Here is a 24,785-nt window from a genome sequence, read left to right on the forward strand (position 1 = left end):
GACGCATCATTCCGGCACGCCGGCCGCCCGCAGCGCCTCGGCATAGGTTTGCGCCATGGGCTCGACCGGGAAGGGGATTCGGGACAGGAATCCCGCGATCGAAAATTCCGGTTCGACCTTCAGCAATTCCCGAGCGACCTGCGCTGCGCGGTCGCGCTCGCCGGTCTTCACCAGCGCCACCGTGAGGACGCGCAGCGCCACCGCAAAGCGGCGGTTCTGCGCCAGCGCTTTTTCCGCCCAGGTAATCGCTTCAGGGAAATTCTCATCCAAAACGGCGCAGATCGCGAGCGCTCCGGAAGCGAACCAGCCGCGCGGGTCGCGGGGATTGAGCCGTTGCGCCCGCTCGATCATGGCACGCCCGGCGCCCTGATTGCCGCGCATCGCCTCGATCCAGCCGCCGAGCGTCAACGCCATCGCGGAATTCGGATTGATCGCAAGCGAGCGGCTGAACAATTCGCGCGCCGGCTCGATTTCGTCGGCCATGTTCCAGATCGCGAACGCCGCCATCCACAACACCTGCGCATCGTTCGGCCCCAGCTCGACCGCGCGCCAGGCCAGCGTGACGGCCTTGCTGCGATAGTCCTGGTCCGGCCCGATCCAGCCCTGGAAATGGCGCAGCGCATGGCAATAGGCGGAAGCCGCCATGGCCGGCGCGTAGGCCGGATCGATCGCCAGCGCCTGGTCGAGGCAATCGATCGCCGCCGCAATGCTCTCAGCGGTGAACTCATAACGCAGGCTGTAGGCGCGCAGCAGCAGATCGTAGGCGTCGAGCCGGCTTGGGGGAGAGGACCTGCGGCGCTCCGCTTCGGCGAGATGCAGCGTCGGCTCGATCGCGGCCACCACGCTTTCGGTGATGCGGTCCTGCAGGTCGAAGACCTCACTCGCGTCGCCGTCGAAGCGGTCGGCCCAGAGATGGACGGCCGAATTCGCGTCGATGAGCTGTCCCGTGATCCGCAACCGATCGCCACCGCGGCGAACGCTGCCTTCCAGCACGTAGCCGACGCCGAGCTCGCGGCCGACCTGGCGGATATCGACCGCCTTGCCCTTGTAGGTGAAGGAGGAGTTTCTCGCGATCACGGACAGTCCGCTGCAGCGCGACAGCGCCGTGATGATGTCCTCGGCGATCCCGTCGGCAAAATACTCCTGTTCGGGATCGCCGCTCATATTGGTGAACGGGAGCACCGCGATCGACGGGCCTTCGAAGGCGGCAACCGGCAGGCTCGTGCTCTCGTCGGCGGCTTGCTCGCGGACCTCGCCGACGAAACGAATGCCCTTGCGGGGGAGCGTGCGGATCAGCCGCTGCTCATCGCCATTATCGCCGATCGCCGCGCGTGCGGCGTTCAACCGGCTGCTCAGCGTCGCCTCCGAGACGATCCGTCCGTGCCAGACGGCGGCTAACAGGTCGTCGCGGCTGACGACACGCTCGCGTGAACGGATCAGGAATTCCAACAGATCGAACACCTGCGGCTCGACGGCGACGAGCCCATCGTCCCGGCGCAGCTCGCGGCGGTCGGTGTCCAGAACGAAGTCGTTGAAATGATAGAGCAATTTATAGGGCCTGCCGGCTGTGACGGGAGTCGCAGCGAACCTAGCACAAGGCGGCTGAGGCAAAAATCAAAGCCATCTGAAGGATAAATCCAGATAGTCTCCAAGCGCTCACGGTCGGGAGGGGGCAAAAGGTCGCCAGTTCGAAACGGAGATCGCCATGTCCCAGGATATCAACCAGAGCCGCCGCCGCTTCTTCGGCGTTGCCGCCGGAACCTTCGCCGCCGCCCAGTTCGGCCTGATCGGATCCGCCTATGCGCAGGGCGCCAAGAAGGTGACGCTGCCCGCGGCGCGGCCGGGGGCGCATACGTCGTTCGGCCCGTTGAAGCAGATCGACGCCGGCCTCCTCAATGTCAGCTATGCCGAGGCAGGGCCTGCTGGTGGTCCCGTAGTGATCCTGCTGCACGGCTGGCCTTACGACATCTACAGCTATGTCGACGTCGCGCCGCTACTGGCATCCGCCGGCTATCGCGTGATCATCCCTTATCTGCGCGGCTATGGCCCCACGCGTTTCCTGTCCGATGCGACATTGCGAAACGGCCAGCCGGCGGCGCTCGCGGTCGACATCGTCGCGCTGATGGATGCGCTCAAGATCGGGAAGGCGACGCTTGCCGGCTACGACTGGGGCGCGCGCACGGCCAACATCATCGCCGCGCTCTGGCCCGAGCGCTGCAAGGCGATGGTCTCCGTCAGCGGCTACCTGATCGGCAGCCAGGAGGCCGGCAAGATGCCGCTGCAGCCGAAGGCTGAACTGCAATGGTGGTACCAGTTCTATTTTGCCACCGAGCGCGGGCAGCAGGGCTATGACAAGTACCGGCACGACTTCGCCAGGCTGATCTGGCAGCTCGCTTCGCCGAAGTGGAATTTCGACGACGCCACCTTCGAGCGCAGCGCGGCCGCCTTCGACAATTCCGATCACGTCCGCATCGTCATCCATAACTACCGCTGGCGGCTCGACCTCGCCCAAGGCGAAGCGAAATACGACGATCTGGAGAAGAAGCTCGCGACATTCCCTGTTATCACGGTGCCGACCATCACCATGGAAGGCGATGCCAACGGCGCGCCGCATCCGGAGCCGGGCGCATACGCCAAAAAATTCTCCGGCAAGTACGAGCACCGCCTCATCACCGGCGGCATCGGCCACAATCTGCCGCAGGAGGCCCCGCAGGCCTTCGCGCAGGCCGTCATCGATGTCGATAACGCCTGATCGAACAGCAACACGGTATCAAACTGATGCGACAGAATCTGAAATGGGCCCTGGCGGCTCTCATGGTGGCGTGCGCCACGACGGCAGTGCCCTTCGCCGCCAGCCTTGCCGACGATGGGGCGTCGCCGATCTTCGGTGTCAGGATTCCCGAAGGCTATCGCGACTGGAAGCTGATCGCGGTCGGACAGGAGGTCGGCCTCGATGAACTGCGGGGCGTCCTCGGCAATGCCACCGCGGTCAAGGCCAGCAAGGGTGGCACGCTGCCGTTTCCGGACGGCACGACCTTCGTCAAGCTAGCCTGGAAGCATGTCCCGGTCGAAGGCCTCGACGGCGCCTTCATCACCGGCTCGCCCACGACCGTCCAGATCATGGTCAAGGACTCCGCCAAATACGCCTCCACCGGCGGCTGGGGCTTTGGCCGGTTCATCGACGGCAAGCCCGTGGACGAGGCCCAGCACAGGACCTGCTTCGCCTGCCACGAAGCCCATGCGAAGGATCACGATTTCGTCTTCACGCGATATGGACGCTGAGGAATTCACAGGAGGCGTGGTGCCCAATCTGGCGCAACAGCGATTGCGCAGCTACTTTCTCGTGGCAACGCACCCGAGGAATGGCTTTGAGCATCACCATCTACGGCATCAAGAACTGCGACACCATGAAGAAGGCGCGCGCCTGGCTCGACGGCCATGGCGTCGCCTATGATTTCCACGACTACAAGGCGGCCGGCATCGCCAAGGACAAGCTGAAGCAATGGAGCGACGAGGTCGGCTGGGAAACGCTGCTCAACCGGGCGGGCACCACATTCAAGAAATTGCCCGACGCCGACAAGGAAGGCCTGAACGAGCGCAAGGCCCTGGCGCTGATGGCGGCGCAGCCGTCGATGATCAAACGGCCGGTGCTGGACCTCGGCGGCAAGCTCCTAGTCGGCTTCAAGGAGGAGGTCTACGCCAAGGAAGTGAAGTCGCGCGGCCGCAAGGGGTAGGGCGGGGGCGATTTTCGGGAACCTCTGCGCCTCGGCCGCATCTAATTCTGGTATCCGCTGGAATGAAGGCGAGAACGCTATGCAATCGGCCACCACACCCAAGTCTGCGCCGGCTGCGGCCGGCGACGTCGAACTCGTCAAGCGCGCATTGGCGCGCGACGAGGCCGCCGTTCGCGCCATCCTTAAAGCCAACAATCGCAGGCTCTATCGGCTGGCGCGCGGCATCCTGCGCAACGACAGCGAGGCCGAGGACGTCGTCCAGGAAGCCTATGTCCGGGCCTTCACGCATCTTGCCGATTTCCGCGGCGAGTCCAGCCTGTCAACATGGCTGTCGCGGATCACGATGAACGAGGCGCTGGGACGGCTGCGCCGCGAGCGGCCCGGGGTCGAAATTTCGTCACTGCCGCAAGGCGCGCTGGAAGCGCAGATCATCCAGTTTCCCCTGATGTCCACTGCAGACGATCCTGAAAAATCCATGGCTCAGCGCGAAATCCACAGAGTTGTCGAGGCCGCCATCGACGAACTGCCGGAGGCGTTTCGCCTCGTCTTCATCACGCGCGTGGTTGAGGGCATGAATGTCGAGGAGACCGCCGAGCTTCTTGACCTGAGGCCTGAGACGGTGAAGACGCGGCTGCACCGCGCCCGCGCCATGCTGCGCGACAATGTCGAGAAGAAGATTGGTCCTGTCATCATGGAGATGTTCCCGTTCGCCGGCCGCCGCTGCGACCGGCTGACCGAAGCCGTGCTGCAACGGCTCGACTACATCTGAAGAATTTTGGGAACCTCGCCCACCGATCGCCATCCAACTCCTGTGCAAGCGAAATGCGCCGTCGGGAACCCGAGGCGCCACAGGAGGACCAGATATGTTCGCTCAATTGGGAGCGGCGATCGCCGCGGTGATGTTGTTGAGCAGCCCAGCGCTTGCCGAAAGCAAGCTCACCGATCCACAGATCGCCCACGTCGCGTACACCGCCGGCAATATCGACATCGCGGCGGCCAAGCAGGCGCTGACGAAGGCCAGCAACAAGGACGTCAAGGCGTTCGCGGAAGACATGGTGCGCGACCATGAGGCCGTGAACAAGCAAGCGCTCGACCTCGTCAAGAAGCTCCAGGTCACGCCCGAAGACAACGACACCAGCAAGGCATTGTCGAAGCAGGCGGCCGACAAGCTCGCCGAGCTCGGCAAGCTCCACGGCGCCGCCTTCGACAAGGCCTACATCGCCAACGAGGTCGCCTATCACAAGATCGTCGACAGCGCGCTGGAAACGAAGTTGATCCCATCGGCCAGCAACCCCGAGCTGAAGAGCTTGCTGCAGACCGGCCTGAAGATCTTTCAGGGCCACGAGCAGCACGCCGAGCATGTCGCCGCAGAGCTGAAATAACATTGTAGGGGAGCTGCCCATGCAGCCCGGACGCCTCTGTCTGATCGCCGGCGTGCTTTCCCTTGCGGCGATGGCGGTCCCCGCGCATGCCGCGACGATCACGATCGTGATGGAGAATCTGGTGGTCTCGCCGGCCGAGGCCACGGCCAAGCTCGGCGATACCATTGAATGGGTGAACAAGGACGTGGTCGCGCACACTGCGACCGCGAAGAACGGCGATTTCGACGTGACGATACCGCCGAGGAAGACCGTGACTTACGTCCTGAAGAAGGCGGGCACGGTCGACTACTACTGCCGCTTCCATCCCAACATGAAGGCGGTGCTCAAGATCGGCAGTGAGGCGTCGCCTTGATCGGCAGGAGGTTCATGGAACCTTGCTGCAGGTCGCCGTTCCAGGGTAGATATACTTCCGGACGTCAACCGGCCTCGATCATCAACCCTTGAGGGAGAGAGCAGTGGGACTGTCCTGGCAACAAGGTCCGCTCTCAACGGGAGCATTTGGCCGGTTCCTCGTGCCCGAACCGCTGCCGAAGCGATTGTTATACGTAGAGCGTTTGCGCCGGCGCATGCGCGTGCGCTTCGGGGAAATCTGGATCGCTGACAGCGAGCATGTCCTCTTGCTCTTCGAACCGGGCCGGTATCCGGTCGCCTATCTCCCGGAGAGCGATGTTTCGCCACACGTCCTGGAGCGCACCGAGCATACCACGGAGCATCCCGATCTCGGGCCCACGTCCTGGTACAGCGTTCGGGCGGACGAACAACACATCGCGCCGCGAGGAGCGTGGCAGCACACCGGTCTGCCCGCCCACGCGAGCGAACTGCAGGCGCGCGTCGCATTCGCCTGGCGGGCCATGGATGCATTCTACGAAGAAGACGAAAGAATCCTCGGCCATGCCGCTGACCCCTACCACCGCATCGACATTCGCCAGGCCTCGCGTAACCTCGTTGCCCGCCATGGTGAACGGATCATCGCCGACACCAAGCGGCCGCTGGTCCTCTACGAGTCCGGCTTCGCGCCGCGCTGGTACGTTCCACGCGCTGATATCGATGAGGCCGCTCTCGCTCCGGTGAAACTCCAGACCTTCTGCCCGTACAAAGGACTGTGCAGCTACTACAGCATCGGTGACGCACGCCAGGCGGCCTGGTTCTATCCTGATGCTTATCCCGAGGTGCGCCGCATCTCCAACCTGGTGTCGTTCGAACCTGATCTCGTCACGGTCCTTCTCGATGGCACCCAGCTCCATCTTGAGCCGGGTCAGACGGTGGTCCCGCATGGCGCCGATCGCAACCTCGACCTCGCCGAGGTGGTTCGCCCTGCAAATGGGCATCAGCGGTCACCCGATAGCGGCCCCGCGGCTGAGAGCGGCTAGGAAACTTCCGGTCCCCACAAAAGCGGAGCAGGACATGGCGCGGTTGCTATCGGTGAACGTCGGGCTTCCGCGCGATATCGCGTGGAAGGGGCGCACTGTACACACCGGGATCTGGAAAAATCCGGTGCGCGGCCGCTGTCGGGCAGGCCGGTTGAATCTGGACGGAGACGGTCAAGGGGACCTGGCCGGCCACGGAGGTGAGCAGCGAGCCGTCTTCGTCTACCAGACCGAGTCGTATCGCCATTGGCAGGATCAACTGAACCGGACCGACTTTGTCCACGGACAGTTCGGCGAGAATTTCACGATCGACGGGTTGCCTGACGACGCCGTGTGCATCGGCGATCGCTATCAGATCGGCACTGCGCTGTTCGAGGTCACTCAGCCTCGCGTGACCTGTTATCGCGTGGGCATTCGGATGAACGAGCCACGGATGCCGGCATTGCTGACATCCAGCGGACGGCCGGGGTTCTACTTCCGCGTCCTAAGGGAAGGGGAGGTGGGTGCCGGCGACGAAATCGTGAAGGTGGGCGAGGCGAACGAGCGAATGACCGTCGCCGAGATCAATGCGCTGCTCTATTCGCCCGATCACGCGCGTGACCGATTGGAGCGCGCCTTGCGCATCGAGGCGCTTTCGCCTGGATGGCGATCGTCGTTTGAGGCATTGCTGCAGAGCCAAACGACTGCTGCGGGGAGCGGAAACGCGGGGCTCGCGCCGGCAGCAGCTTTGCATCCGGTTGCACCGGGATTTCGGCCACTCGCCGTGGCGGCGATCGATCAGGAGTCCGCGGACGTCCTCTCGCTGTCGATGCAGGATCCGCATGGTCAGCCGCTGCAACTGGCCTTGCCAGGTCAGTACCTCGTCTTACGTCTTCGACCGACCGACGGCCCGCCACTCTTTCGCAGCTACTCCCTCTCGGGTCCTCTCTCGACGGAGCGCTATCGGATCAGCGTAAAGATCGAGCCGAATGGGGTGGCCGGAACCTACCTGCGGAAGCATCTCCAGGTGGGCGATGTGCTCGACGTCAGCTCGCCGCGTGGAAGCTTCATTCTGCAGTCCGGGGAGCGGCCCGTGGTGTTGCTCAGCGCGGGAATCGGAGCGACGCCTGTTCTGGCGATGCTGCACGCGCTGGCGGAGGCCCGCTCGACACGGCAAGTCGTGTGGCTGCACGCGGCTCGCGACCGACAGCATCATCCATTTGCCGCCGAAGTCCGCCGCCTCATGCTCGGGCTCACCCGCGGCCGCAGCTATGTTAGCTACAGCAGACCGGGCTCGGGCGATAAGATCGGCGAGGACTTCGACGCGACCGGTCATCTGTCGCAATCGATCTTTGACGAGGTCGGCGTTCCGCGAGAGGCGGAGGTCTACCTCTGCGGCCCGGCCCGGTTCATGGCGGACATGAAAACCGCGCTCGCGTCATTTGGCGTGCCGCCGGAGCGCCTTCACGTCGAAATTTTCAATGGCAGCGAGTCGATGACTCCCGGCATCGTCGGCGCACCGATGCGTGCGCCTCATCCACCGGAGGACGACGCCAACACCGGTCCGCTGGTATCGTTCGCGCGAAGCGGCGTTGCCGCACACTGGAAAGCGTCGGCGTATCAGAGCATCTTGGAGCTGGCCGAGGCGTGCAACGTGCCGGTTCGTTGGTCGTGCCGGACCGGTGTTTGTCACAACTGTGAAAGCGGCCTGGTTTCAGGCGCGGTCGCCTATGGACCGGAACCGCTCGATAAGCCTGCTGACGGCAACGTTCTGGTTTGCTGCTCACGACCGATCGGCGATGTCGTTGTCGATTTTTGAGTCCGCGGTTCCATCGCGCTGCGGAGTCCATGGCGGATCTGGTCTCAGATAGCCGATGAGGCAGCAGATGCAGATTCCGAGGCCGACGAGCGGATATCTCAAGGCCACGACGGCAGACACACCGAAGAGGCACAATGTCGCCAGCGACCGCACGCGCATGATCCTGCGCACCTTTGGTGGAATCTTCCCGTCGGGGGTCCGATCGATGAGCTCCCAGATCAGCGCGATGTAGGTCGCGTTCACCAGGAAGAAAACGGCCGCGTAGAACGCCACCGGCTGCGGCGCGAGTTCGCTCACTGCCATCCAGGCCGTGGAGAGGGGAAGCAGCGACATCGAAAACAGGTGCGCGAAATTGAACCACAACAGGCTCGGCGTGGCCTCATCGGCGTAGCGCATCAGGTAGTGGTGATTGGCCCAGACAATGGCGATGAAGAGGTAACTGACGGCATAGCTTAGCCACGTCGGCCAGAGAGCCAGCAACGCCTCGAAAGTGGGCCGCTCCGGCGGTCTCAATTCCAAGACCAGCACTGTGATGAGCACGGCGAACACGCCGTCCGAGAACGTGCTCAGTCGCTCCGGTGTCGCTCTACGCAGCACGCTCGCGCCCTCCGATCTCGCGAAGGGGGCGAGGTTTGCAGAGCGAAGTATTTGCGTCAATCGGCCGGCAGACGCTAGGGCGCTGGTATTCGAGCTTGTGTTCGAAAACCTCTCGGATCGCTCAAACCTTGAAGTAACCCGGCTGGCCGATGTCGGCGATCAAGTTAGCCCCCGTGGGCGTCCAGCCCAACCGCTGCTGCGTCAACGCGCTGGAGGCCGGCATGTCCAAACCGGCGAACATTGCCAGTGGCCCGTAATAATCGGCCGCCTCTTCTTTCTTGATCGAAACAACCGGCACATTCAACGCGCGGCCGATCACTTCGATGACTTGGCGCATGGGTACGCCTTCTTCGCCAACAGCGTGGTAAATTCCGTCTACCGCGCCCTTCTCCAACGCAAGCCGGTATAGGCGGGCGACATCCTGCCTATGCGCCGCAGCCCAGCGTTCGGCGCCTTCGCCGACATAGGCGGCGGCGCCTTTTTGACGCGCGAGCTCGAGCAGATAAGTGATCAGCCCAGCTTTTCCGTCGGCGCCATGCACTTGCGGCAGGCGTATCGCCATCGCGCGCACGCCACGCGACGCATAGGCCAAACCGGCCTGCTCGGATACGCGCGGAACATGCGGGCTTGAATCGCGTCGCATATCTTCGGTGATCACCACACCTGGCGCGATGAGGCCCGTTCCCGAGGTCACGATGAAAGGCTTGTTCGTGCCAGCCAGCACGTCGCCCATGGCTTCGATGGCGGCCTTGTCGATCGCGCCATTCTCCGCGAATTTCGTGAAATCATGGATGAAGGCCAGATGGATCACGCCGTCCGAATCCCTTGCGCCGCGCTTCAGGCTTTCCAGGTCCTGCAGCGAGCCGCGATGAACCTCCGCGCCTAGTTTCTCGAGCGTCTGGACGTTCGCTTCAGAGCGCGCGAGGCCGACAACCTGATGCCCGTTTGCGATGAGTTCTTTTGTAGTTTCGGTGCCGATAAATCCGGCGGCGCCGGTGACGAATACGCGCATGAGAAGCACTCCCTGTTCAGAATGCCGGGATATTGCTAAGCTGATCATTCGGGTAAAGTAGTGAGATTATACAGGTATAATCGCTAACAGGATGACGGACGCGAACTCGCTCGGGGCTTATCTCAAGGATCGTCGCGCTAAGCTCGATCCTGCGGCATTCGGCTTTCCGCTAAGGCGGCGGCGAACGCCGGGACTTCGGCGCGAAGAAGTGGCGCAGCGCGCGAATGTAAGCGCCACATGGTACACTTGGCTGGAGCAGGGGCGCGGCGGCGCGCCTTCCGCCGATGTGCTGGATCGCATTGCTCGCGCCATGATGCTGACCGACGTCGAGCGCGAACATCTGTTTCTGCTCGGCCTGGGCCGGCCACCCGAAGTCCGCTATCACGCGCCCGAAGGTATCTCACCCCGTCTGCAACGCGTGCTCGATACGCTGGAGTACAGTCCCGCTTTTATTCGCACGGCGACATGGGATTTGATCGCTTGGAACAGGGCCGCCGCGACGGTGCTCACCGACTACAGCAAACTGCCGGATGGGCAGCGCAATGTTCTGCGCATGATGTTCCGCGATAGCCGCGTGCGCGCAGCGCAGTCCAACTGGCAAAGTGTTGCGCGCTATGTGGTGGCGTCCTTCCGCGCGGACGTGGCGCGCGCCGGTGCGGCGCGCAATGTGCAATCGCTGGTCGATGAACTCTGCGCGACAAGCCCCGAATTCGCGGCAATGTGGCGTGACAACGACGTGCAAGGGCATGGCGATGGCGTGAAAGTCCTGCATCATCCCACCGCGGGACCACTCTCGATGGAGTTTTCTGCTTTCGCCGTCGATGGCCGGCCCGACCTCAATATGGTGATCTACAATCCTGCAACGCCCGCGGACGCGGACAAGATCCGCGCGCTTCTGAAGTCTCCGCCGAAGTAGGCGCGCTCCCGACGGACTCGATCTCAGCGGTAGCGAAAGGTGCGCGTTGGCTGGTTGAACAAGCGATTCGATAGGCGACGGTGTGACTTCCGTTTCGCGTCAAAGCGGCAAGGTTCAGAGCGAACGGTTTCCGGTTTGCGTCTCAAAGCAGACGCCGGCGTTTATGCGTGCCGCCCTAATCGAATTCGAGCACGTCGGCGGCTGCGAGGCGGCCGGGGGTGCGGTGGAAGAGATCGCGATCGATGACCGCGCACAGCTTTGGCGCCGGCAGCTTGTCGCCGCCGCGCATCAGGTTCTTGATCTCGAAATGGCCGTCTTCGCAGATCGTCTTGAGCGAGGCGATGATGCGGCTGATCCGGCCGTCTTCGCCAAATGGCAGGAGCAGCCGCTCATAGGCGACCGGCCGTCCGTAGATGTCGTCGACATGTGCGATCGTGTAGACCGGCAGGCCGCGCGCGATGCATTCGTGGTAGACTGGCATAATGATCGGTGCGAGGCGCGGGCCCAGATAGTCGTCGAGAGCGCGGCCCTTTCCGGTGTGCCCGTAGGCATGCGCCATCCGCGTGCCCTCGCTCTGGATCGTCAATCGCGGCGGCTGCGGTTCGGCTTCGACCGCGTAGTGGACGAGGTCGAGCCTCTCATCCTCTAATCGTTCCGGCTCATATTCATCGACGCGGGGCGTCGATTGGTCACGGGCATAAAGCCTGAGCCAGGTGTTCAGCAGATCGCGCTGCCGGATCGATTTAATGATCGATGAATTGGCGCTCTCGAATTCCAAGGTCGAAAATCCGTCCCAGGACCAGATGGCCGGAGCATCGGCTTGATCGGGAAATATTCTATGAAGGCTTGGCTGCGCAGTAAAACACCGTTAATGGCGACTTTCCGAAGCGATAAATCGGGCGTGGCCGCAATTGGACTATTGGAGCAGGCGGAACCGGTACCGGTGCGTCCACAGTGCTCTGCTTTCCACCTTGCCTAACCCTTGTCGCATCGGCATATTCCGCCGCCGGAGGCGGCGGTCCGGGATGGTTTTCCGGGGTCGCGGAAAACCAACCGGATCAGGAAAAGATTGGCCGCGCTCGCAATCGCAGCGAGGCCGACGGGGGAAATTGTTTGGCCGACGAGTTCATTCTCGAGACCCACGGATTGACCAAGGAATTCGCGGGTTTCTTTGCCGTACGCGACGTCGCATTGAAAGTGCGTCGCGGCAGCATCCATGCGTTGATCGGGCCCAACGGGGCCGGCAAGACGACATGCTTCAACCTGCTGACAAAATTCCTAAAGCCGTCTGCCGGCCGGATTGCATATAAGGGGCAGGACATCACCGCGATGCCGCCGGCCGATGTCGCGCGTCTCGGATTGGTGCGCTCGTTTCAGATCTCGGCGGTTTTCCCGCATCTGACTGCGCTGGAGAATGTTCGCGTCGCTTTGCAGCGCCAACACGGCAATTCCTTCGATTTCTGGCGCTCGAAAAGCGTGCTCGACCGCTACAACGCCCGCGCGCTGGAGCTGCTCGACGATGTCGGCCTGAGCGAGTTCGCCAACATTCCCGCCGTCGAGATGCCCTATGGCCGCAAGCGCGCCCTGGAGATTGCAACGACGATCGCGCTCGACCCGGAGATGATGTTGCTGGACGAGCCGATGGCCGGCATGGGCCATGAGGACATCGACAAGATTGCCGCCTTGATCAAGCGCATCTCCGCGAAATACACCATCCTGATGGTCGAACATAACCTCTCGGTGGTGGCGAATCTTTCCGACATCATCACCGTGTTGACGCGAGGGCAGGTGCTCGCGGAGGGCCATTATGCCGACCTCTCCAAGGACGAGCGCGTGAAGGAAGCCTATCTGGGAGCCGGTCATGCCTGAGCTGAAAATGGCTGAAGCTCCGGCCGCAAAGCCTGCGGCCGCGCCGGTGTTGGCTGTGAAGGACCTCCAGGCCTGGTATGGCGAGTCCCACATCCTGCACGGCATCAATTTTCAAGTGAATGCCGGTGAGGTGGTCACGCTGCTCGGGCGCAACGGCGCCGGCAAGACCACCACGCTGAAGTCGGTGATGGGGATCATCGGCAAGCGCTCCGGTTCGATCCGCTTCGAGAATCAGGAGATCATCCGCGCGCCCTCCGACAGGATCGCGCGGATGGGCATCGCTTTCTGTCCGGAGGAGCGCGGCATTTTCTCGAGCCTGGACGTTCGCGAAAACCTGCTGCTGCCGCCGACCGTGCGCCCCGGGGGCCTCTCGCTTGACCAGATCTTCGACCTATTTCCGAATTTGAAGGAGCGTCTCACCAGCCAGGGCACCAAGCTGTCCGGCGGCGAGCAGCAGATGCTCGCGATTGCGCGCATCCTGCGCACCGGCGCGCGTTTCCTGATGCTGGACGAACCGACCGAGGGGCTCGCGCCGGTCATCATCCAGCAGATCGGCCATACTATCGCGCGGCTCAAATCGGAGGGCTTTACCATTCTGCTGGTCGAGCAGAATTTCCGTTTCGCGTCGACGGTCGCTGACCGGTATTACATTGTCGAGCACGGCAAGGTGATCGACGGTTTTGCCAATTCGGAGCTCTCCGCCAACATGGACAAGCTCCACACTTATCTCGGCGTCTGAATTGCCGACCTCAAGAAAAGCAAGAAGGACCACAATCATATGAAGAACAGGATTTCGGCGCTGCTGCTTGGCACCGCCCTGGCGTTCGCTACGGCTGGCCTCGCGCTTGCGCAGGACAAGACCGTCAAGATCGGTGCGCTCTCCGACCAGTCCGGGCTCTATTCAGATCTCGGCGGGCCCGGCTCGACGCTTGCGGCGCAGATGGCGGTTGAGGACTCCGGGCTGCTCGCCAAGGGCTGGAAGATCGACGTCATTTCCGGGGATCACCAGAACAAGCCCGACATCGGCTCCACCATTGCGCGGCAGTGGTTCGACGTCGACAAGGTCGACATCATCGTCGACGTGCCGAATTCCGGCGTGGCGCTTGCTGTCAACAACGTCGTCAAGGAGAAGAACGGCGTCTACATCAACTCCGGCGCGGCGACCTCGGACCTGACCAACGCGCAGTGCACGCCGAACACGGTGCATTGGACCTACGACACTTACATGCTGGCGCATTCCACCGGACAGGCGCTGGTGAAATCCGGCGGTGACACCTGGTTCTTCCTCACCGCCGACTACGCCTTCGGCGCCGCGCTGGAGCGCGACACGACGGCCGTCATCACCGCCAATGGCGGCAAGGTGCTCGGCAGCGTCAAGCATCCGCTCAACACCTCGGACTTCTCGTCCTTCCTGCTGCAGGCGCAATCGTCCAAGGCCAAGATCATCGGCCTTGCCAATGCGGGCGGCGACACCACCAACTCGATCAAGCAGGCGGCTGAATTCGGCATCGTCTCCGGCGGCCAGAAGCTGGCGGCGCTGCTGTTGTTCCTCACCGACGTCAAGGCGCTCGGGCTCGATGTCGCGCAAGGCCTGAACTTCACCGAGACCTTCTATTGGGACATGAACGACCAGACCCGGACGTTCGCCAAGCGTTTCGGCGAGCGTTCGAAGAACCACGCCATGCCGTCCATGGTCCAGGCCGGCGTCTATGCGGGCCTGCGTCACTATTTCAAGGCGCTGGAAGCGCTTGGCGGCAATCCGCACGACGGCGTCAAGGTCGTGGAGAAGATGAAGTCGATCCCGACCGAGGACGATCTGTTTGGCAAGGGCGAAATCCAGCCGAACGGCCGCGCCATCCATCCGGCGTACCTGTTCGAGGTGAAGAAGCCTTCGGAATCCAAGGGGCCCTGGGATTTCTACAAGCTGGTCGCCACCGTTCCGGCCGACCAGGCGTTCACGCCGCTTTCCGAAAGCAAGTGCGCGCTGCTCAAGAAGTAACTATCATCGCCCGCCGGCGGTGAAGCCGGCGGGCTCCATTTGGGGGGAGGGGGGCGAAGGCCAACGCGATGCAGGCTCTCTACGCACAGCTACTTGTGGGACTGATCAACGGCTCGTTTTACGCGCTGCTCAGCCTGGGGCTTGCCGTGATCTTCGGCATGCTCAACATCATCAATTTCGCCCATGGCGCGCTCTACATGATGGGCGCCTTCTGCGCCTATTTCCTGCTCAACATCGCCGGCATCAACTATTGGTGGGCGCTGCTCATCGCGCCCATCGTGGTCGGCATCTTCGGCATGATCCTGGAGCGGACCATGCTGCAATGGCTGTCCGGGCTCGACCACGTCTATGGCCTGCTGCTGACCTTCGGCATCGCGCTGATCATCCAGGGCATCTTCCAGAACTATTTCGGCTCCTCCGGCCTGCCGTACCAGATTCCCGACGCGCTCCGCGGCGGCATCAATCTCGGCTTCATGTTCCTGCCGATCTATCGCGGCTGGGTGGTCGTTTTCTCGCTGGTGATATGCCTGGCCACCTGGTTCCTGATCGAGAAGACGCAGCTCGGCGCATACTTGCGCGCTGCGACCGAAAATCCGACGCTGGTACGCGCGTTCGGCATCAACGTGCCGAGGATGATCACGCTCACCTACGGCCTCGGCGTCGGGCTTGCGGCGCTCGCGGGCGTGCTGTCGGCGCCGATCAACCAGGTCCGACCGCTGATGGGCGCCGACCTCATCATCGTCGTGTTCGCGGTGGTGGTGATCGGCGGTATGGGATCGATCATGGGATCGATCATCACCGGTTTTGCGCTCGGCGTGATCGAGGGACTGACCAAGTATTTCTACCCTGAGGCTTCCAACACCGTCGTGTTCGTTCTGATGGTGCTGGTCCTGCTTGTGAAGCCGACGGGACTGACTGGACGGGCGGCCTGATATGTCAGCACTTACCGACGATACCCTGCCGGTCACGCCCCGCGCGATGCGTGACGAGATGGTTGCCTTCGCCGTGATGGCGGTGCTGCTGGCCATCGTGCCGCTCACCGGCATCTATCCGTTCTTCGTGATGCAGGCGCTGTGCTTTGCGCTGCTCGCCTGCGCCTTCAACCTCTTGGTCGGCTATGGCGGCCTGCTGTCGTTCGGCCACGCGATGTTCCTGGGGACCGCCGGCTACGTCTCGGCGCATGCGCTGAAGGTGTGGGCGCTGCCGCCGGAGCTCGGCATCATCATCGGCACGGCCGCGGCCTGCGGGCTTGCCGTCATCACCGGCTACATCTCGATCCGCCGGCAGGGCATCTACTTCTCGATGATCACGCTGGCGCTGTCGCAGCTCCTCTACTTCATCTACCTGCAGGCGCCGTTCACCCATGGCGAAGACGGCATCCAGGGCATTCCGCAGGGCTTCCTGTTCGGCGTCTTCAACCTCGCCAAGCCGACAGTGCTCTATTACGTCGTGCTCGCCGGCTTCCTCGGCGGCTTCCTCCTGATCTACCGGACCATCAACTCGCCCTTCGGCGAGGTGCTGAAGTCGATCCGCGAGAACGAGCCGCGGGCGATTTCGCTCGGCTACAAGACCGACCAGTACAAGCTGCTCGCCTTCATTCTATCGGGCACGCTGGCGGGCTTTGCCGGCTCGCTCAAGGTGTTCGTGGCCCAGAACGCCTCGCTGACCGACGTGCACTGGTCGATGTCCGGCGAGATCGTGCTGATGACGCTGGTTGGCGGCCTCGGCACCATCTTCGGTCCCGTGGTCGGCGCCTTCATCATCATCGCCATGCAGCAATATCTGGCCGGTTACGGCCAGTGGGTGACCGTGATCCAGGGCGTCATCTTCGTCGCCTGCGTGCTGACCTTCCGCCGCGGCATCATCGGCGAGGTCGCGCGTTTGCTGAGGCGGTCGCTGTAGCACCATCGGCCGGCCCGCTCGATTGGAGCCCAACGCCACACTGTTGCGTTGGGCCGTCGGAGGCATCGGAGCCACGAGCTACAAAGCGGTGGATGACCCGGTTCCGCCCGCGGAGCGCTGGCCGTCCCTGTACAAAATGTTCTATGACAGTTTTGTGACAGGTGATCCCGGAGCGTCCTCCGGAAAGATGGATTTTGAGCCTATGCTGCGCTGGTTTCGAAGCTTTTTGCCCAAGGAGGAGCGGTTTTTCGACCTGTTCGCCCGGCATGCCAAGACCGCGGTCCAGTGCGCGATGGCGCTGCAGGACATGCTGAAGGGTGGGGACGAGACGCCGGTCCACTGCCAGCGCGTCAACCAGTTCGAGAACGACGCCGACAACATCACCCGCGAGGTTCTGACTGCCGTCCGCCGCACCTTCATCACCCCGTTCGACCGCGGCGACATCAAGAACCTGATCACGGCCATGGACGATGCCGTCGACCAGATGCAGCAGACCGCCAAGGCGGTGGTGCTGTTTGAGGTGCGCGCGTTCGAGCCGCCGATGCGCGAAATGGGCACTCTGATCGTCGAATGCGCCGACCTGGTCGGGCGCGCGCTGCCGCTGTTGCAGTCGATCGGCAGCAACGTCGCGATGCTGACGCAGATCACCGAGGAACTGACCAAGCTCGAGGGCCGGGTTGACGATCTCCACGACATCGGGCTGAAGGAGCTCTATCTCAAGCATCGCGACGCCAACACGATGGATTTCATCGTCGGTGCCGAGATCTACGATCACCTCGAAAAAGTCGCCGACCGCTTCGACGACGTCGCCAACGAGATCAACTCGATCGTGATCGAACAGGTCTGAGCATGATCCCGAAAAGTGGGCACCGGTTTTCCCCGCTACAAACGCGCAGCGTTTGCGCGCAGATCATGCTCAAGAAAATAAAGTAGGGCGGTTTACGTGGACGCCACGCTTGGTCTTCCGATCCTGGTGATCCTGATCGCGGTCGCCCTGCTGTTCGATTTCCTGAACGGCCTGCACGATGCCGCGAATTCGATCGCGACCATCGTCTCGACGCGCGTGCTGCGGCCGCAGTACGCGGTGTTCTGGGCGGCGTTCTTCAACTTCATCGCCTTCATGGTGTTCGGCCTGCATGTCGCCAATACCATCGGCACCGGGATCATCGAGCCCGAGGTCGTCGATGTGACCGTGATCTTCGCCGCGCTGGTCGGCGCCATCGTCTGGAACGTGATCACCTGGGCGCTCGGCATTCCCTCGTCGAGTTCGCATGCCCTGATCGGCGGCCTGATTGGTGGCGGCATGGCGAAGGCGGGGATCTCGGCGGCGGTGTGGAGCGGGCTCTCCAAGACGCTGCTCGCAATCGTGCTGTCGCCGCTGATCGGTTTCCTGCTGGCCTTGGTGCTGGTTGCGATCGTGTCCTGGCTCTCGGTGCGGTCGACGCCGTTCGCCGTCGACCGCGCCTTCCGCACCCTGCAATTCGTCTCCGCCTCGCTCTATTCGCTCGGCCATGGCGGCAACGACGCGCAGAAGACCATGGGCATCATCGGCGTGCTGCTGTATTCGCAGGGGCGTCTCGGCGAGGAGTTTCACATTCCATTTTGGGTGGTGCTGGCCTGTCAGGCGGCGATGGCGATGGGCACCCTGATGGGCGGCTGGCGCATCGTCCGCACCATGGGCCTCCGCATCACGAAGCTGACGCCGATGCAGGGTTTCTGCGCGGAGACCGGCGGGGCGGCGACCCTGTTCATGGCGACCTTCCTCGGGGTTCCCGTTTCCACCACCCACACCATCACCGGCGCCATCGTCGGCGTCGGTGCGGCGCGCCGGATGTCGGCGGTGCGCTGGAATGTCGCAAGCTCGATCGTCTATGCCTGGGTCATCACTATCCCGGCCGCGGCGGCGGTTGCGGCCGTTACCTATTGGGTGGTGTTGGCGCTGCGCTGATCAGGTCACAAGCTTGAGGCCGACAATGCCGGCCACGATCAGCCCGATGCTCGACAGCCGAAGCGCGGTGGCCGGTTCGCCGAACAGGACGATGCCGAGCATCGCCGTTCCGACCGCGCCGATGCCGGTCCACACCGCATAGGCGGTTCCGATCGGCAGTGTCTTCAGCGCGAGCCCGAGCAGGACGATGCTGCCGACCATGCTCAAAAGCGTCAGCGCCGATGGAACGAGCCTTGTGAAACCTTCGGTATATTTGAGCCCGATCGCCCAACCGATCTCCATCAGACCGGCGATGAGCAAGATAGTCCAGGCCATGACGACCCTCCTTGATAAGGCAGGGTCGTCCCCGCGGCTATTATCGCGAACAGGAAGGTCGTCCTTCCTGTGCGCGAATATGGGGCTGGCTTTGGCGCTCCGCAATCACCATATAGGCTTGATTGACACTGGTTTCCCTGCCAAACGCTCCCGCCATGTCCGACCTTGCCCTGACAGCCGAATCGCCGTCTCGTTCCCCGCTTGCCGATGAAGTGGCGCGGCGGCGCACGTTTGCGATCATCTCGCACCCGGACGCCGGCAAGACCACGCTGACCGAAAAGCTCCTCTTGTTCGGCGGCGCCATCAATCTCGCCGGCCAGGTCAAGGCCAAGGGCGAACGGCGGAACACGCGTTCCGACTGGATGAAGATCGAGCGCGAGCGCGGCATCTCGGTGGTCACCTCGGTGATGACCTTCGAGTTCCAGGACCACGTGTTCAACCTCCTGGACACGCCGGGCCATGAGGACTTTTCGGAAGACACCTATCGGACGCTGACCGCAGTCGACTCGGCGGTGATGGTGATCGACGCCGCCAAGGGTATCGAAGCCCGCACGCGAAAACTGTTCGAAGTGTGCCGCCTGCGCGACATCCCGATCATCACCTTCATCAACAAGATGGACCGCGAGAGCCGCGACACTTTCGACCTCCTGGACGAGATCGAAAAGACGCTGGCGCTTGACACCACGCCGATGACCTGGCCGGTCGGTCGCGGCCGCGATTTCATGGGCACCTATGACGTCAGGAACGGCGGCGTGCGCCTGCTCGAGGGCGGCGGCGCCAAGACCGGGCAGGCCGAGCAGATCGACATCGCCGATCTCGCCAGCCGCAATCCCAACCTCGACGTCGCCGAGATCAAGGACGAGCTCGCGCTGGTGTCGGAAGCCTGCAAGCCGTTCGAGCTCGACGCGTTCCGCGAGGGCCATCTGACGCCGGTCTATTTCGGCAGCGCGCTGCGCAATTTCGGCGTCGGCGACCTCCTGGAAGGTCTCGGTCAGTTCGCGCCGGCGCCGCGCGCGCAGGATTCCGACCTGCGCAAGGTCGAGGCATCGGAGCCGCGCATGAGCGCCTTCGTGTTCAAGATCCAGGCCAACATGGATCCGAACCACCGCGACCGCATCGCGTTCGCGCGGCTCTGTTCGGGCAAGCTCAGCCGCGGCATGAAGGCCAAGCTGGTGCGCACCGGCAAGAATATGAGCCTGTCGAGCCCGCAATTCTTCTTCGCCCAGGACCGTTCGGTGGCGGACGAAGCTTTCGCCGGCGACGTCGTCGGCATTCCCAATCACGGCACGCTGCGGATCGGCGATACGCTCACCGAAGGCGAGGAATTGACCTTCGTCGGCGTGCCGAGCTTCGCGCCGGAAATCGTCCGCCGCGTGCGGCTGACGGACGCGATGAAGGCGAAGAAATTGAAGGAAGCCTTGCAGCAGATGTCCGAGGAGGGCGTCGTGCAGGTGTTCCGCCCGCGCGACGGCGCTCCGGCCCTGGTCGGCGTGGTCGGTCCGCTGCAGCTCGACGTGCTGAAGGCACGGCTGGATGCCGAATACTCGCTGCCCGTGGAATTCGAAGTGTCCGAATTCCAGCTCGCGCGCTGGATCTCCTCCGACGACCGCAAGAAGCTGGACACCTTCGTCGCCGCCAACAATTCCGCCATCGCCGACGATGTCGACGGCGATCCCGTGTTCATGGCCAGGAACGAATTCTATCTCGGCTACACCCAGGAGCGCGCCGAGGGTATCACCTTCTCCAACGTCAAGGACGTCAAGCGGAAGGGGTAGGGGCGGCGTCGCACCGGCCGTCGTCCCCCGCGAAGGCGGGGGACCCAGTACGCCGTGGCCTCTCCGTGAAGCACGATCGTCTCTGGAATACTGGATCGCCCGATCAAGTCGGGCGATGACAGCGGTACGGGCGGAACCTCCATGCCGCGCACGCAAGGAAGTGAACGCGTGCGAGCTTGATGACGTCCCTCGCGCCCCTCATTTTCATCGAGGCGGCATCCAAAGGGCTTCTCTCATGCTGCGACGCGTCGTGATCTGCATCGCCCTCGTCGTCTTCGGAATTTCCGCGGGCCATGCCGCCGAGCGGCTTCGGCACCAGATCAACCCCGTGCCGTTCGCGCATACGCCCTGCAGCGTGCTCGAGGAAGGACCCTGCACGCCGTCCTATTGCGGCGTGTTTAGCACTTGGCCGTGCATCCCCGAGATGAACTACCCCTATGGCGAGAACCTGCAGCTCACGATCATGACGGTGCCGCCGCAGGATCAGGCGGCCAAATACAAGAAGCCTGATCACGATCTCGATACCATCGGCGATCTCTTCCAGGCGCTGCGCTCCTGTTGGACGCCGCCGCCGGCCGACGACGGGCGTGAGGGCATGCAGATGTCGGTCCGTTTCAGCTTCAAGCGATCCGGCGAGATGATCGGAGCGCCGCGCATGACGTTCGCCACCTCAGGCGTTCCCGCGGATACCCGCACCACCTACCTGAACGCGATCGACGCCTCGCTGAAAGGCTGCCTGCCGCTCAAATTCACTAGCGGCCTCGGCGGCGCGCTCGCCGGCCGCCCGATCGCGATCCGCTATGTCGACAACCGCGAATTGGGCAAGCGGGCGGAGAAGCCGTAAGCCCCTGACCGTCGTCATTGCCGGGCTTGACCCGGCAATCCATCCCTCAAGAGAATCATTATTGTCCGCTGCGCGGAAGATGGATACGCGGGTCAAGCCCGCCTATGACGCGCGGAGGGTCGATGCCAAGGGCTCGCCCATTTTGGCGCATTGCACTCCATGCGGCTAAAATGATACGCGAGGCTCAATAACCGCACCACGCCGAGGGAGGGACATCGTGGGACTGCTGGTGATGATCCTGGGACTGATCCTGTTCTTCGCCGTCCACACGCTCACGACCCAGCGCGGCTTGCGCGCGCGCTGCATCGATGCAATGGGCGAGGGCGGCTACAAGATCGCCTATTCGGTGGTCTCTGCGGTCGGGCTCGCGCTGATCATCTGGGGATTTGCCCGTTATCGCGCGACGGGTTGGATTGACGTCTGGTATCCGCCGACATTCCTGAAGCACATCACCATCGCGCTGATGCTGCCCGCCGTGATCCTGGTGGTGGCCTCCTACATCCGCGGCCGCATCTACACGACGCTGAAACATCCGATGCTCGCCGGCATCAAATTATGGGCGGCGGCGCATCTGCTCGCCAATGGCGATCTCGGCTCGATCATCCTGTTCGGCTCGTTCCTGGCCTGGGCAGTATTTGACCGCATCTCGCTGAAACATCGCACTGACGCCGGCGGCCCGCCTATTCCGGTCGGCGGTGCCGGCAATGATGCGATCGCGGTCGCAGTCGGCGTCATTGCCTATGTCGCACTGGCCTTCGCGTTCCATCCGGTCGTGATTGGCGTTCCCGTCGTTGGAGCTTAACAATGTCCGTACAATCAGCCATCAAGCGCAAGACCGCACCCGATATCCGTGCCCGCAAGAACGGCGAGCCGATTGTGATGCTGACGTCGTATCACGCGCATACCGCGGCGCTGGTCGACCGCTACTGCGACGTCATCCTGGTCGGCGATTCTCTCGGCAACGTCATGCATGGGCTCGAGACTACTGTGCCCGTCACGCTGGAGATGATGATCCTGCAGGGGCGCGCTGTGATGCGCGGCTCCGAGCGCGCGCTTGTCGTAGTGGACATGCCGTTCGGCTCCTATGAGGCGTCAAAGGAGCAGGCGTTTCATTCCGCGGTGCGGATCTTGAAGGAGACCGAGTGCGGCGCGGTGAAGCTCGAAGGCGGCGCTCGCATGGCCGAGACCGTGGCGTTCCTGGCCGAGCGCGGCATTCCCGTGATGGGCCATATCGGGCTGACGCCGCAATCGATCAACACGCTCGGCTCGTTCCGCGCGCAGGGGCGCGACGAGAGGGGCTGGGCGCCGATCGAGAACGACGCCAAGGCGATCGCGGAAGCCGGCGCCTTCTCGGTCGTGATCGAGGCCGTGGCCGAGCCGCTCGCGCGCAAGATCACGCAAGAGATCGCCATTCCCACCATCGGCATCGGCGCAAGCGCCGCCTGCGACGGCCAGGTGCTGGTGCTCGAGGACATGCTCGGACTGTCGCCGCGCACCCCGAAATTCGTCCGCCGCTACGGCAATCTCGGGCCCTCGATCGAAGCGGCCATCGAAGGCTATGCCGCCGACGTCCGCACGCGCAAATTCCCCGGGCCCGAGCATGTCTACGACATGAAAAAGAGCTAGCCAGATGGACTGGTCAGGCCATTCGATTCCGGACATGCGGCTTGAAGCGCGTTTCGGCGACCGCGTCGTGCCGGTGTTTTGCGCGCGGCCGAACAGCATCTGGGCAATGATATCGGACGCCGCCGCAAGAAACCCTGACGGCGAGGCGCTGATCTGCGGCGACAGGCGGATGAGCTGGCGCGAGGTCGTGCAGCAATCGGCGCAGGTCGCCGCCGGATTGCAGAAGCTCGGCCTGCGCGCCGGCGATCGTGTCGCGGTGCTGCTCGGCAATCGCATCGAATTCGTGCTGACGATGTTCGCCGCCGCGCATGCGGGCCTGGTGACCGTGCTGCTCTCGACCCGGCAGCAGAAGCCGGAGATCGCCTATGTCCTGGGCGACTGCGGCGCCAGGCTCCTGATCCACGAGGCGACGCTTGCCGCGCGTGTGCCGGACGCGGCCGATGTCCCCGCGCTGGAGCATCGGATTTCGGTCAGCGATGACAGCACCTCGCAATTCGCGGCGCTGCTGGACAATGCGCCATCCGAAGCGCCCGCAATGGTCGGCGAAGAGGATATCGCGATGATCCTCTACACATCAGGCACCACGGGACGGCCGAAAGGCGCGATGCTCGCGCATTGCAACGTCATCCATTCCTCGATGGTGTTCGTGTCCACCCTGAAACTCACAGCGGCGGATCGTTCGATCGCGGCCGTGCCGCTGGCGCATGTCACCGGCGCGGTCGCCAATATCACGACCATGGCTTGCTGCGGCGGCGCGCTGATCATCATGCCCGAGTTCAAGGCGGCGGAATATCTGAAGGTCGCCTCCCGCGAGCGCGTCACCTACACCGTGATGGTGCCGGCGATGTACAATCTCTGCCTGCTGCAGCCGGATTTCGACAGTTACGATCTCTCGAGCTGGCGCATCGGCGGCTTCGGCGGCGCCCCGATGCCGGTTGCGACGATCGAGCGATTGGACGCGAAATTGCCCGGACTGAAGCTCGCGAACTGCTACGGCGCCACCGAGACCACATCGCCCTCGACCCTGATGCCGGGCGAATTGACGGCTGCGCATATCGACAGCGTCGGCCTGCCGTGCCCCGGCGCGGAGATCATCGTGATGGACGGCAATCACCGCGAGCTGCCGCGCGGCGAGATCGGCGAGATCTGGATCCGCAGCGGCTCGGTCATCAAAGGCTACTGGAACAATCCGCAGGCGACCACTGAGAGCTTCACCGCCGGCTTCTGGCACTCCGGCGATCTCGGCTCAATCGACGAGCGCGATTTTGTCCGCGTGCTCGATCGCGCCAAGGACATGATCAACCGCGGCGGCCTGAAGATCTATTCCGCCGAAGTCGAGTCGGTGCTGGCAGGCCATCCCGCAGTCGTGGAGAGCGCGATCATCGCCAAGCCCTGTCCGGTGCTGGGCGAGCGCGTCCATGCGGTGGTGGTGACCCGCGACGAGGTTGGCGCAGAAGTTTTGCGCGCCTGGTGCGCCGAGCGGTTGTCCGACTACAAGGTGCCGGAAACAATGGCGATCACGCGCGACCCGTTGCCGCGCAATGCCAACGGCAAGGTGATCAAGCGACAGTTACGCGAAGCGCTGGCGGACGCCCAACCTCTCCCGTCGTCCTGCGAAAGCAGGTACCCATAACCACAGGGAGGCGTTGCGGCGCGAGCAAGCGGTTGCGGCGGAGCACATCACAAGCGACGGTAGTGATG

Annotated in this window: 26 protein-coding genes; 21 read left to right on the forward strand and 5 right to left on the reverse strand. The window is 63.3% G+C overall.

Features of this window, described 5'->3' with window-relative positions:
* Positions 1-6 precede the first annotated feature (6 nt).
* Positions 7-1,548 carry a winged helix-turn-helix domain-containing protein gene (locus tag AC5ZGW_RS28170; protein ID WP_130226774.1) on the reverse strand — a complete coding sequence of 514 codons (1,542 nt, stop codon included), beginning with the start codon at positions 1,546-1,548 and terminating at the stop codon, positions 7-9.
* 157 nt (positions 1,549-1,705) lie between these two features.
* Between AC5ZGW_RS28170 and AC5ZGW_RS28175 the strand changes: the two genes are divergently transcribed.
* The 8 genes from AC5ZGW_RS28175 to AC5ZGW_RS28210 all read left to right on the forward strand — a co-directional run bounded on the left by AC5ZGW_RS28175 (position 1,706) and on the right by AC5ZGW_RS28210 (position 8,281).
* A complete protein-coding gene (locus AC5ZGW_RS28175; protein ID WP_130226773.1) occupies positions 1,706-2,752 on the forward strand; it encodes an alpha/beta fold hydrolase in 1,047 nt (348 codons plus the stop codon).
* A 26-nt stretch (positions 2,753-2,778) separates the two neighbouring features.
* Positions 2,779-3,282, forward strand: coding sequence for a cytochrome P460 family protein (locus AC5ZGW_RS28180; RefSeq protein WP_130226772.1), 504 nt, complete (start codon positions 2,779-2,781; stop codon positions 3,280-3,282).
* An 80-nt stretch (positions 3,283-3,362) separates the two neighbouring features.
* Entirely contained in the window at positions 3,363-3,734 is a 372-nt protein-coding gene (locus AC5ZGW_RS28185) for an ArsC family reductase (protein ID WP_474418838.1), read from the forward strand.
* Positions 3,735-3,813: 79 nt separating this feature from the next.
* The gene (locus tag AC5ZGW_RS28190) at positions 3,814-4,503 is read left to right on the forward strand and encodes an RNA polymerase sigma factor (protein ID WP_130226770.1); all 690 of its coding nucleotides are present in this window, start codon (positions 3,814-3,816) and stop codon (positions 4,501-4,503) included.
* Between the two features lie 94 nt (positions 4,504-4,597).
* Positions 4,598-5,116, forward strand: coding sequence for a DUF4142 domain-containing protein (locus tag AC5ZGW_RS28195; protein WP_130226769.1), 519 nt, complete (start codon positions 4,598-4,600; stop codon positions 5,114-5,116).
* Positions 5,117-5,135: 19 nt separating this feature from the next.
* On the forward strand, positions 5,136-5,468 hold the full coding sequence (locus tag AC5ZGW_RS28200; RefSeq protein ID WP_130226768.1) for a cupredoxin domain-containing protein: 333 nt from the start codon (positions 5,136-5,138) through the stop codon (positions 5,466-5,468).
* Between the two features lie 160 nt (positions 5,469-5,628).
* Positions 5,629-6,486, forward strand: a complete 858-nt coding sequence (locus AC5ZGW_RS28205; RefSeq protein ID WP_496113993.1) for a DUF427 domain-containing protein — start codon at positions 5,629-5,631, stop codon at positions 6,484-6,486.
* A gap of 34 nt (positions 6,487-6,520) precedes the next feature.
* Positions 6,521-8,281 (forward strand): MOSC and FAD-binding oxidoreductase domain-containing protein, encoded by a 1,761-nt coding sequence (locus AC5ZGW_RS28210; protein WP_130226766.1) that lies wholly within the window; start codon positions 6,521-6,523, stop codon positions 8,279-8,281.
* Here the strand turns inward: AC5ZGW_RS28210 and AC5ZGW_RS28215 are convergent.
* Both AC5ZGW_RS28215 and AC5ZGW_RS28220 read right to left on the reverse strand, forming a co-directional pair.
* Entirely contained in the window at positions 8,246-8,878 is a 633-nt protein-coding gene (locus AC5ZGW_RS28215) for a TMEM175 family protein (protein WP_130226765.1), read from the reverse strand. The two genes, AC5ZGW_RS28210 and AC5ZGW_RS28215, sit on opposite strands and share 36 nt — an antisense overlap.
* A 121-nt stretch (positions 8,879-8,999) precedes the next feature.
* Complete coding sequence (locus AC5ZGW_RS28220) at positions 9,000-9,890, reverse strand: SDR family oxidoreductase (protein ID WP_130226764.1); 891 nt, start codon at positions 9,888-9,890, stop codon at positions 9,000-9,002.
* Positions 9,891-9,981: 91 nt separating this feature from the next.
* Here AC5ZGW_RS28220 and AC5ZGW_RS28225 point away from each other — a divergent pair, with 91 nt between their 5' ends.
* Positions 9,982-10,806, forward strand: coding sequence for a helix-turn-helix transcriptional regulator (locus tag AC5ZGW_RS28225; protein WP_130226763.1), 825 nt, complete (start codon positions 9,982-9,984; stop codon positions 10,804-10,806).
* A gap of 175 nt (positions 10,807-10,981) precedes the next feature.
* Here the strand turns inward: AC5ZGW_RS28225 and AC5ZGW_RS28230 are convergent, their stop codons facing one another.
* Positions 10,982-11,584 carry a PAS domain-containing protein gene (locus AC5ZGW_RS28230; protein ID WP_130226762.1) on the reverse strand — a complete coding sequence of 201 codons (603 nt, stop codon included), beginning with the start codon at positions 11,582-11,584 and terminating at the stop codon, positions 10,982-10,984.
* Between the two features lie 335 nt (positions 11,585-11,919).
* Here AC5ZGW_RS28230 and AC5ZGW_RS28235 point away from each other — a divergent pair, with 335 nt between their 5' ends.
* The 7 genes from AC5ZGW_RS28235 to AC5ZGW_RS28265 all read left to right on the forward strand — a co-directional run bounded on the left by AC5ZGW_RS28235 (position 11,920) and on the right by AC5ZGW_RS28265 (position 18,524).
* Positions 11,920-12,675 carry an ABC transporter ATP-binding protein gene (locus AC5ZGW_RS28235; protein ID WP_028166030.1) on the forward strand — a complete coding sequence of 252 codons (756 nt, stop codon included), beginning with the start codon at positions 11,920-11,922 and terminating at the stop codon, positions 12,673-12,675.
* On the forward strand, positions 12,668-13,414 hold the full coding sequence (locus AC5ZGW_RS28240; protein WP_130226761.1) for an ABC transporter ATP-binding protein: 747 nt from the start codon (positions 12,668-12,670) through the stop codon (positions 13,412-13,414). Before AC5ZGW_RS28235 ends, AC5ZGW_RS28240 begins: the two co-directional genes overlap by 8 nt.
* 39 nt (positions 13,415-13,453) lie before the next feature.
* The gene (locus AC5ZGW_RS28245) at positions 13,454-14,674 is read left to right on the forward strand and encodes an ABC transporter substrate-binding protein (protein WP_028166032.1); all 1,221 of its coding nucleotides are present in this window, start codon (positions 13,454-13,456) and stop codon (positions 14,672-14,674) included.
* 68 nt (positions 14,675-14,742) lie between these two features.
* The gene (locus AC5ZGW_RS28250; protein ID WP_028166033.1) at positions 14,743-15,606 is read left to right on the forward strand and encodes a branched-chain amino acid ABC transporter permease; all 864 of its coding nucleotides are present in this window, start codon (positions 14,743-14,745) and stop codon (positions 15,604-15,606) included.
* Between the two features lies 1 nt (position 15,607).
* Complete coding sequence (locus AC5ZGW_RS28255; protein WP_028166034.1) at positions 15,608-16,576, forward strand: branched-chain amino acid ABC transporter permease; 969 nt, start codon at positions 15,608-15,610, stop codon at positions 16,574-16,576.
* 202 nt (positions 16,577-16,778) lie between these two features.
* Positions 16,779-17,423, forward strand: a complete 645-nt coding sequence (locus AC5ZGW_RS28260; protein ID WP_028166035.1) for a DUF47 domain-containing protein — start codon at positions 16,779-16,781, stop codon at positions 17,421-17,423.
* A 96-nt stretch (positions 17,424-17,519) separates the two neighbouring features.
* Complete coding sequence (locus AC5ZGW_RS28265) at positions 17,520-18,524, forward strand: inorganic phosphate transporter (RefSeq protein ID WP_130226760.1); 1,005 nt, start codon at positions 17,520-17,522, stop codon at positions 18,522-18,524.
* Here AC5ZGW_RS28265 and sugE read toward each other — a convergent pair whose 3' ends face one another.
* On the reverse strand, positions 18,525-18,839 hold the full coding sequence (gene sugE / locus AC5ZGW_RS28270) for a quaternary ammonium compound efflux SMR transporter SugE (RefSeq protein WP_028166037.1): 315 nt from the start codon (positions 18,837-18,839) through the stop codon (positions 18,525-18,527).
* 155 nt (positions 18,840-18,994) lie between these two features.
* On the opposite strand from sugE, the gene AC5ZGW_RS28275 reads away from it, so the two are divergent.
* The 5 genes from AC5ZGW_RS28275 (at position 18,995) to AC5ZGW_RS28295 (ending at position 24,717) form a co-directional block, all read left to right on the forward strand.
* Positions 18,995-20,614 (forward strand): peptide chain release factor 3, encoded by a 1,620-nt coding sequence (locus tag AC5ZGW_RS28275; protein ID WP_028166038.1) that lies wholly within the window; start codon positions 18,995-18,997, stop codon positions 20,612-20,614.
* Positions 20,615-20,849: 235 nt separating this feature from the next.
* Positions 20,850-21,458: a UCP034077 family protein gene (locus AC5ZGW_RS28280; RefSeq protein WP_130226759.1), complete on the forward strand. Its 609-nt coding sequence runs from the start codon at positions 20,850-20,852 to the stop codon at positions 21,456-21,458.
* 217 nt (positions 21,459-21,675) lie between these two features.
* On the forward strand, positions 21,676-22,260 hold the full coding sequence (locus AC5ZGW_RS28285) for an NnrU family protein (RefSeq protein WP_130226758.1): 585 nt from the start codon (positions 21,676-21,678) through the stop codon (positions 22,258-22,260).
* A 2-nt stretch (positions 22,261-22,262) separates the two neighbouring features.
* On the forward strand, positions 22,263-23,084 hold the full coding sequence (panB, locus tag AC5ZGW_RS28290; RefSeq protein WP_130226757.1) for a 3-methyl-2-oxobutanoate hydroxymethyltransferase: 822 nt from the start codon (positions 22,263-22,265) through the stop codon (positions 23,082-23,084).
* A gap of 4 nt (positions 23,085-23,088) precedes the next feature.
* Positions 23,089-24,717, forward strand: a complete 1,629-nt coding sequence (locus tag AC5ZGW_RS28295; protein WP_130226756.1) for a class I adenylate-forming enzyme family protein — start codon at positions 23,089-23,091, stop codon at positions 24,715-24,717.
* The last annotated feature ends 68 nt before the right edge of the window (positions 24,718-24,785 follow it).

The organism is Bradyrhizobium sp. Crot121 (genome assembly GCF_059512385.1).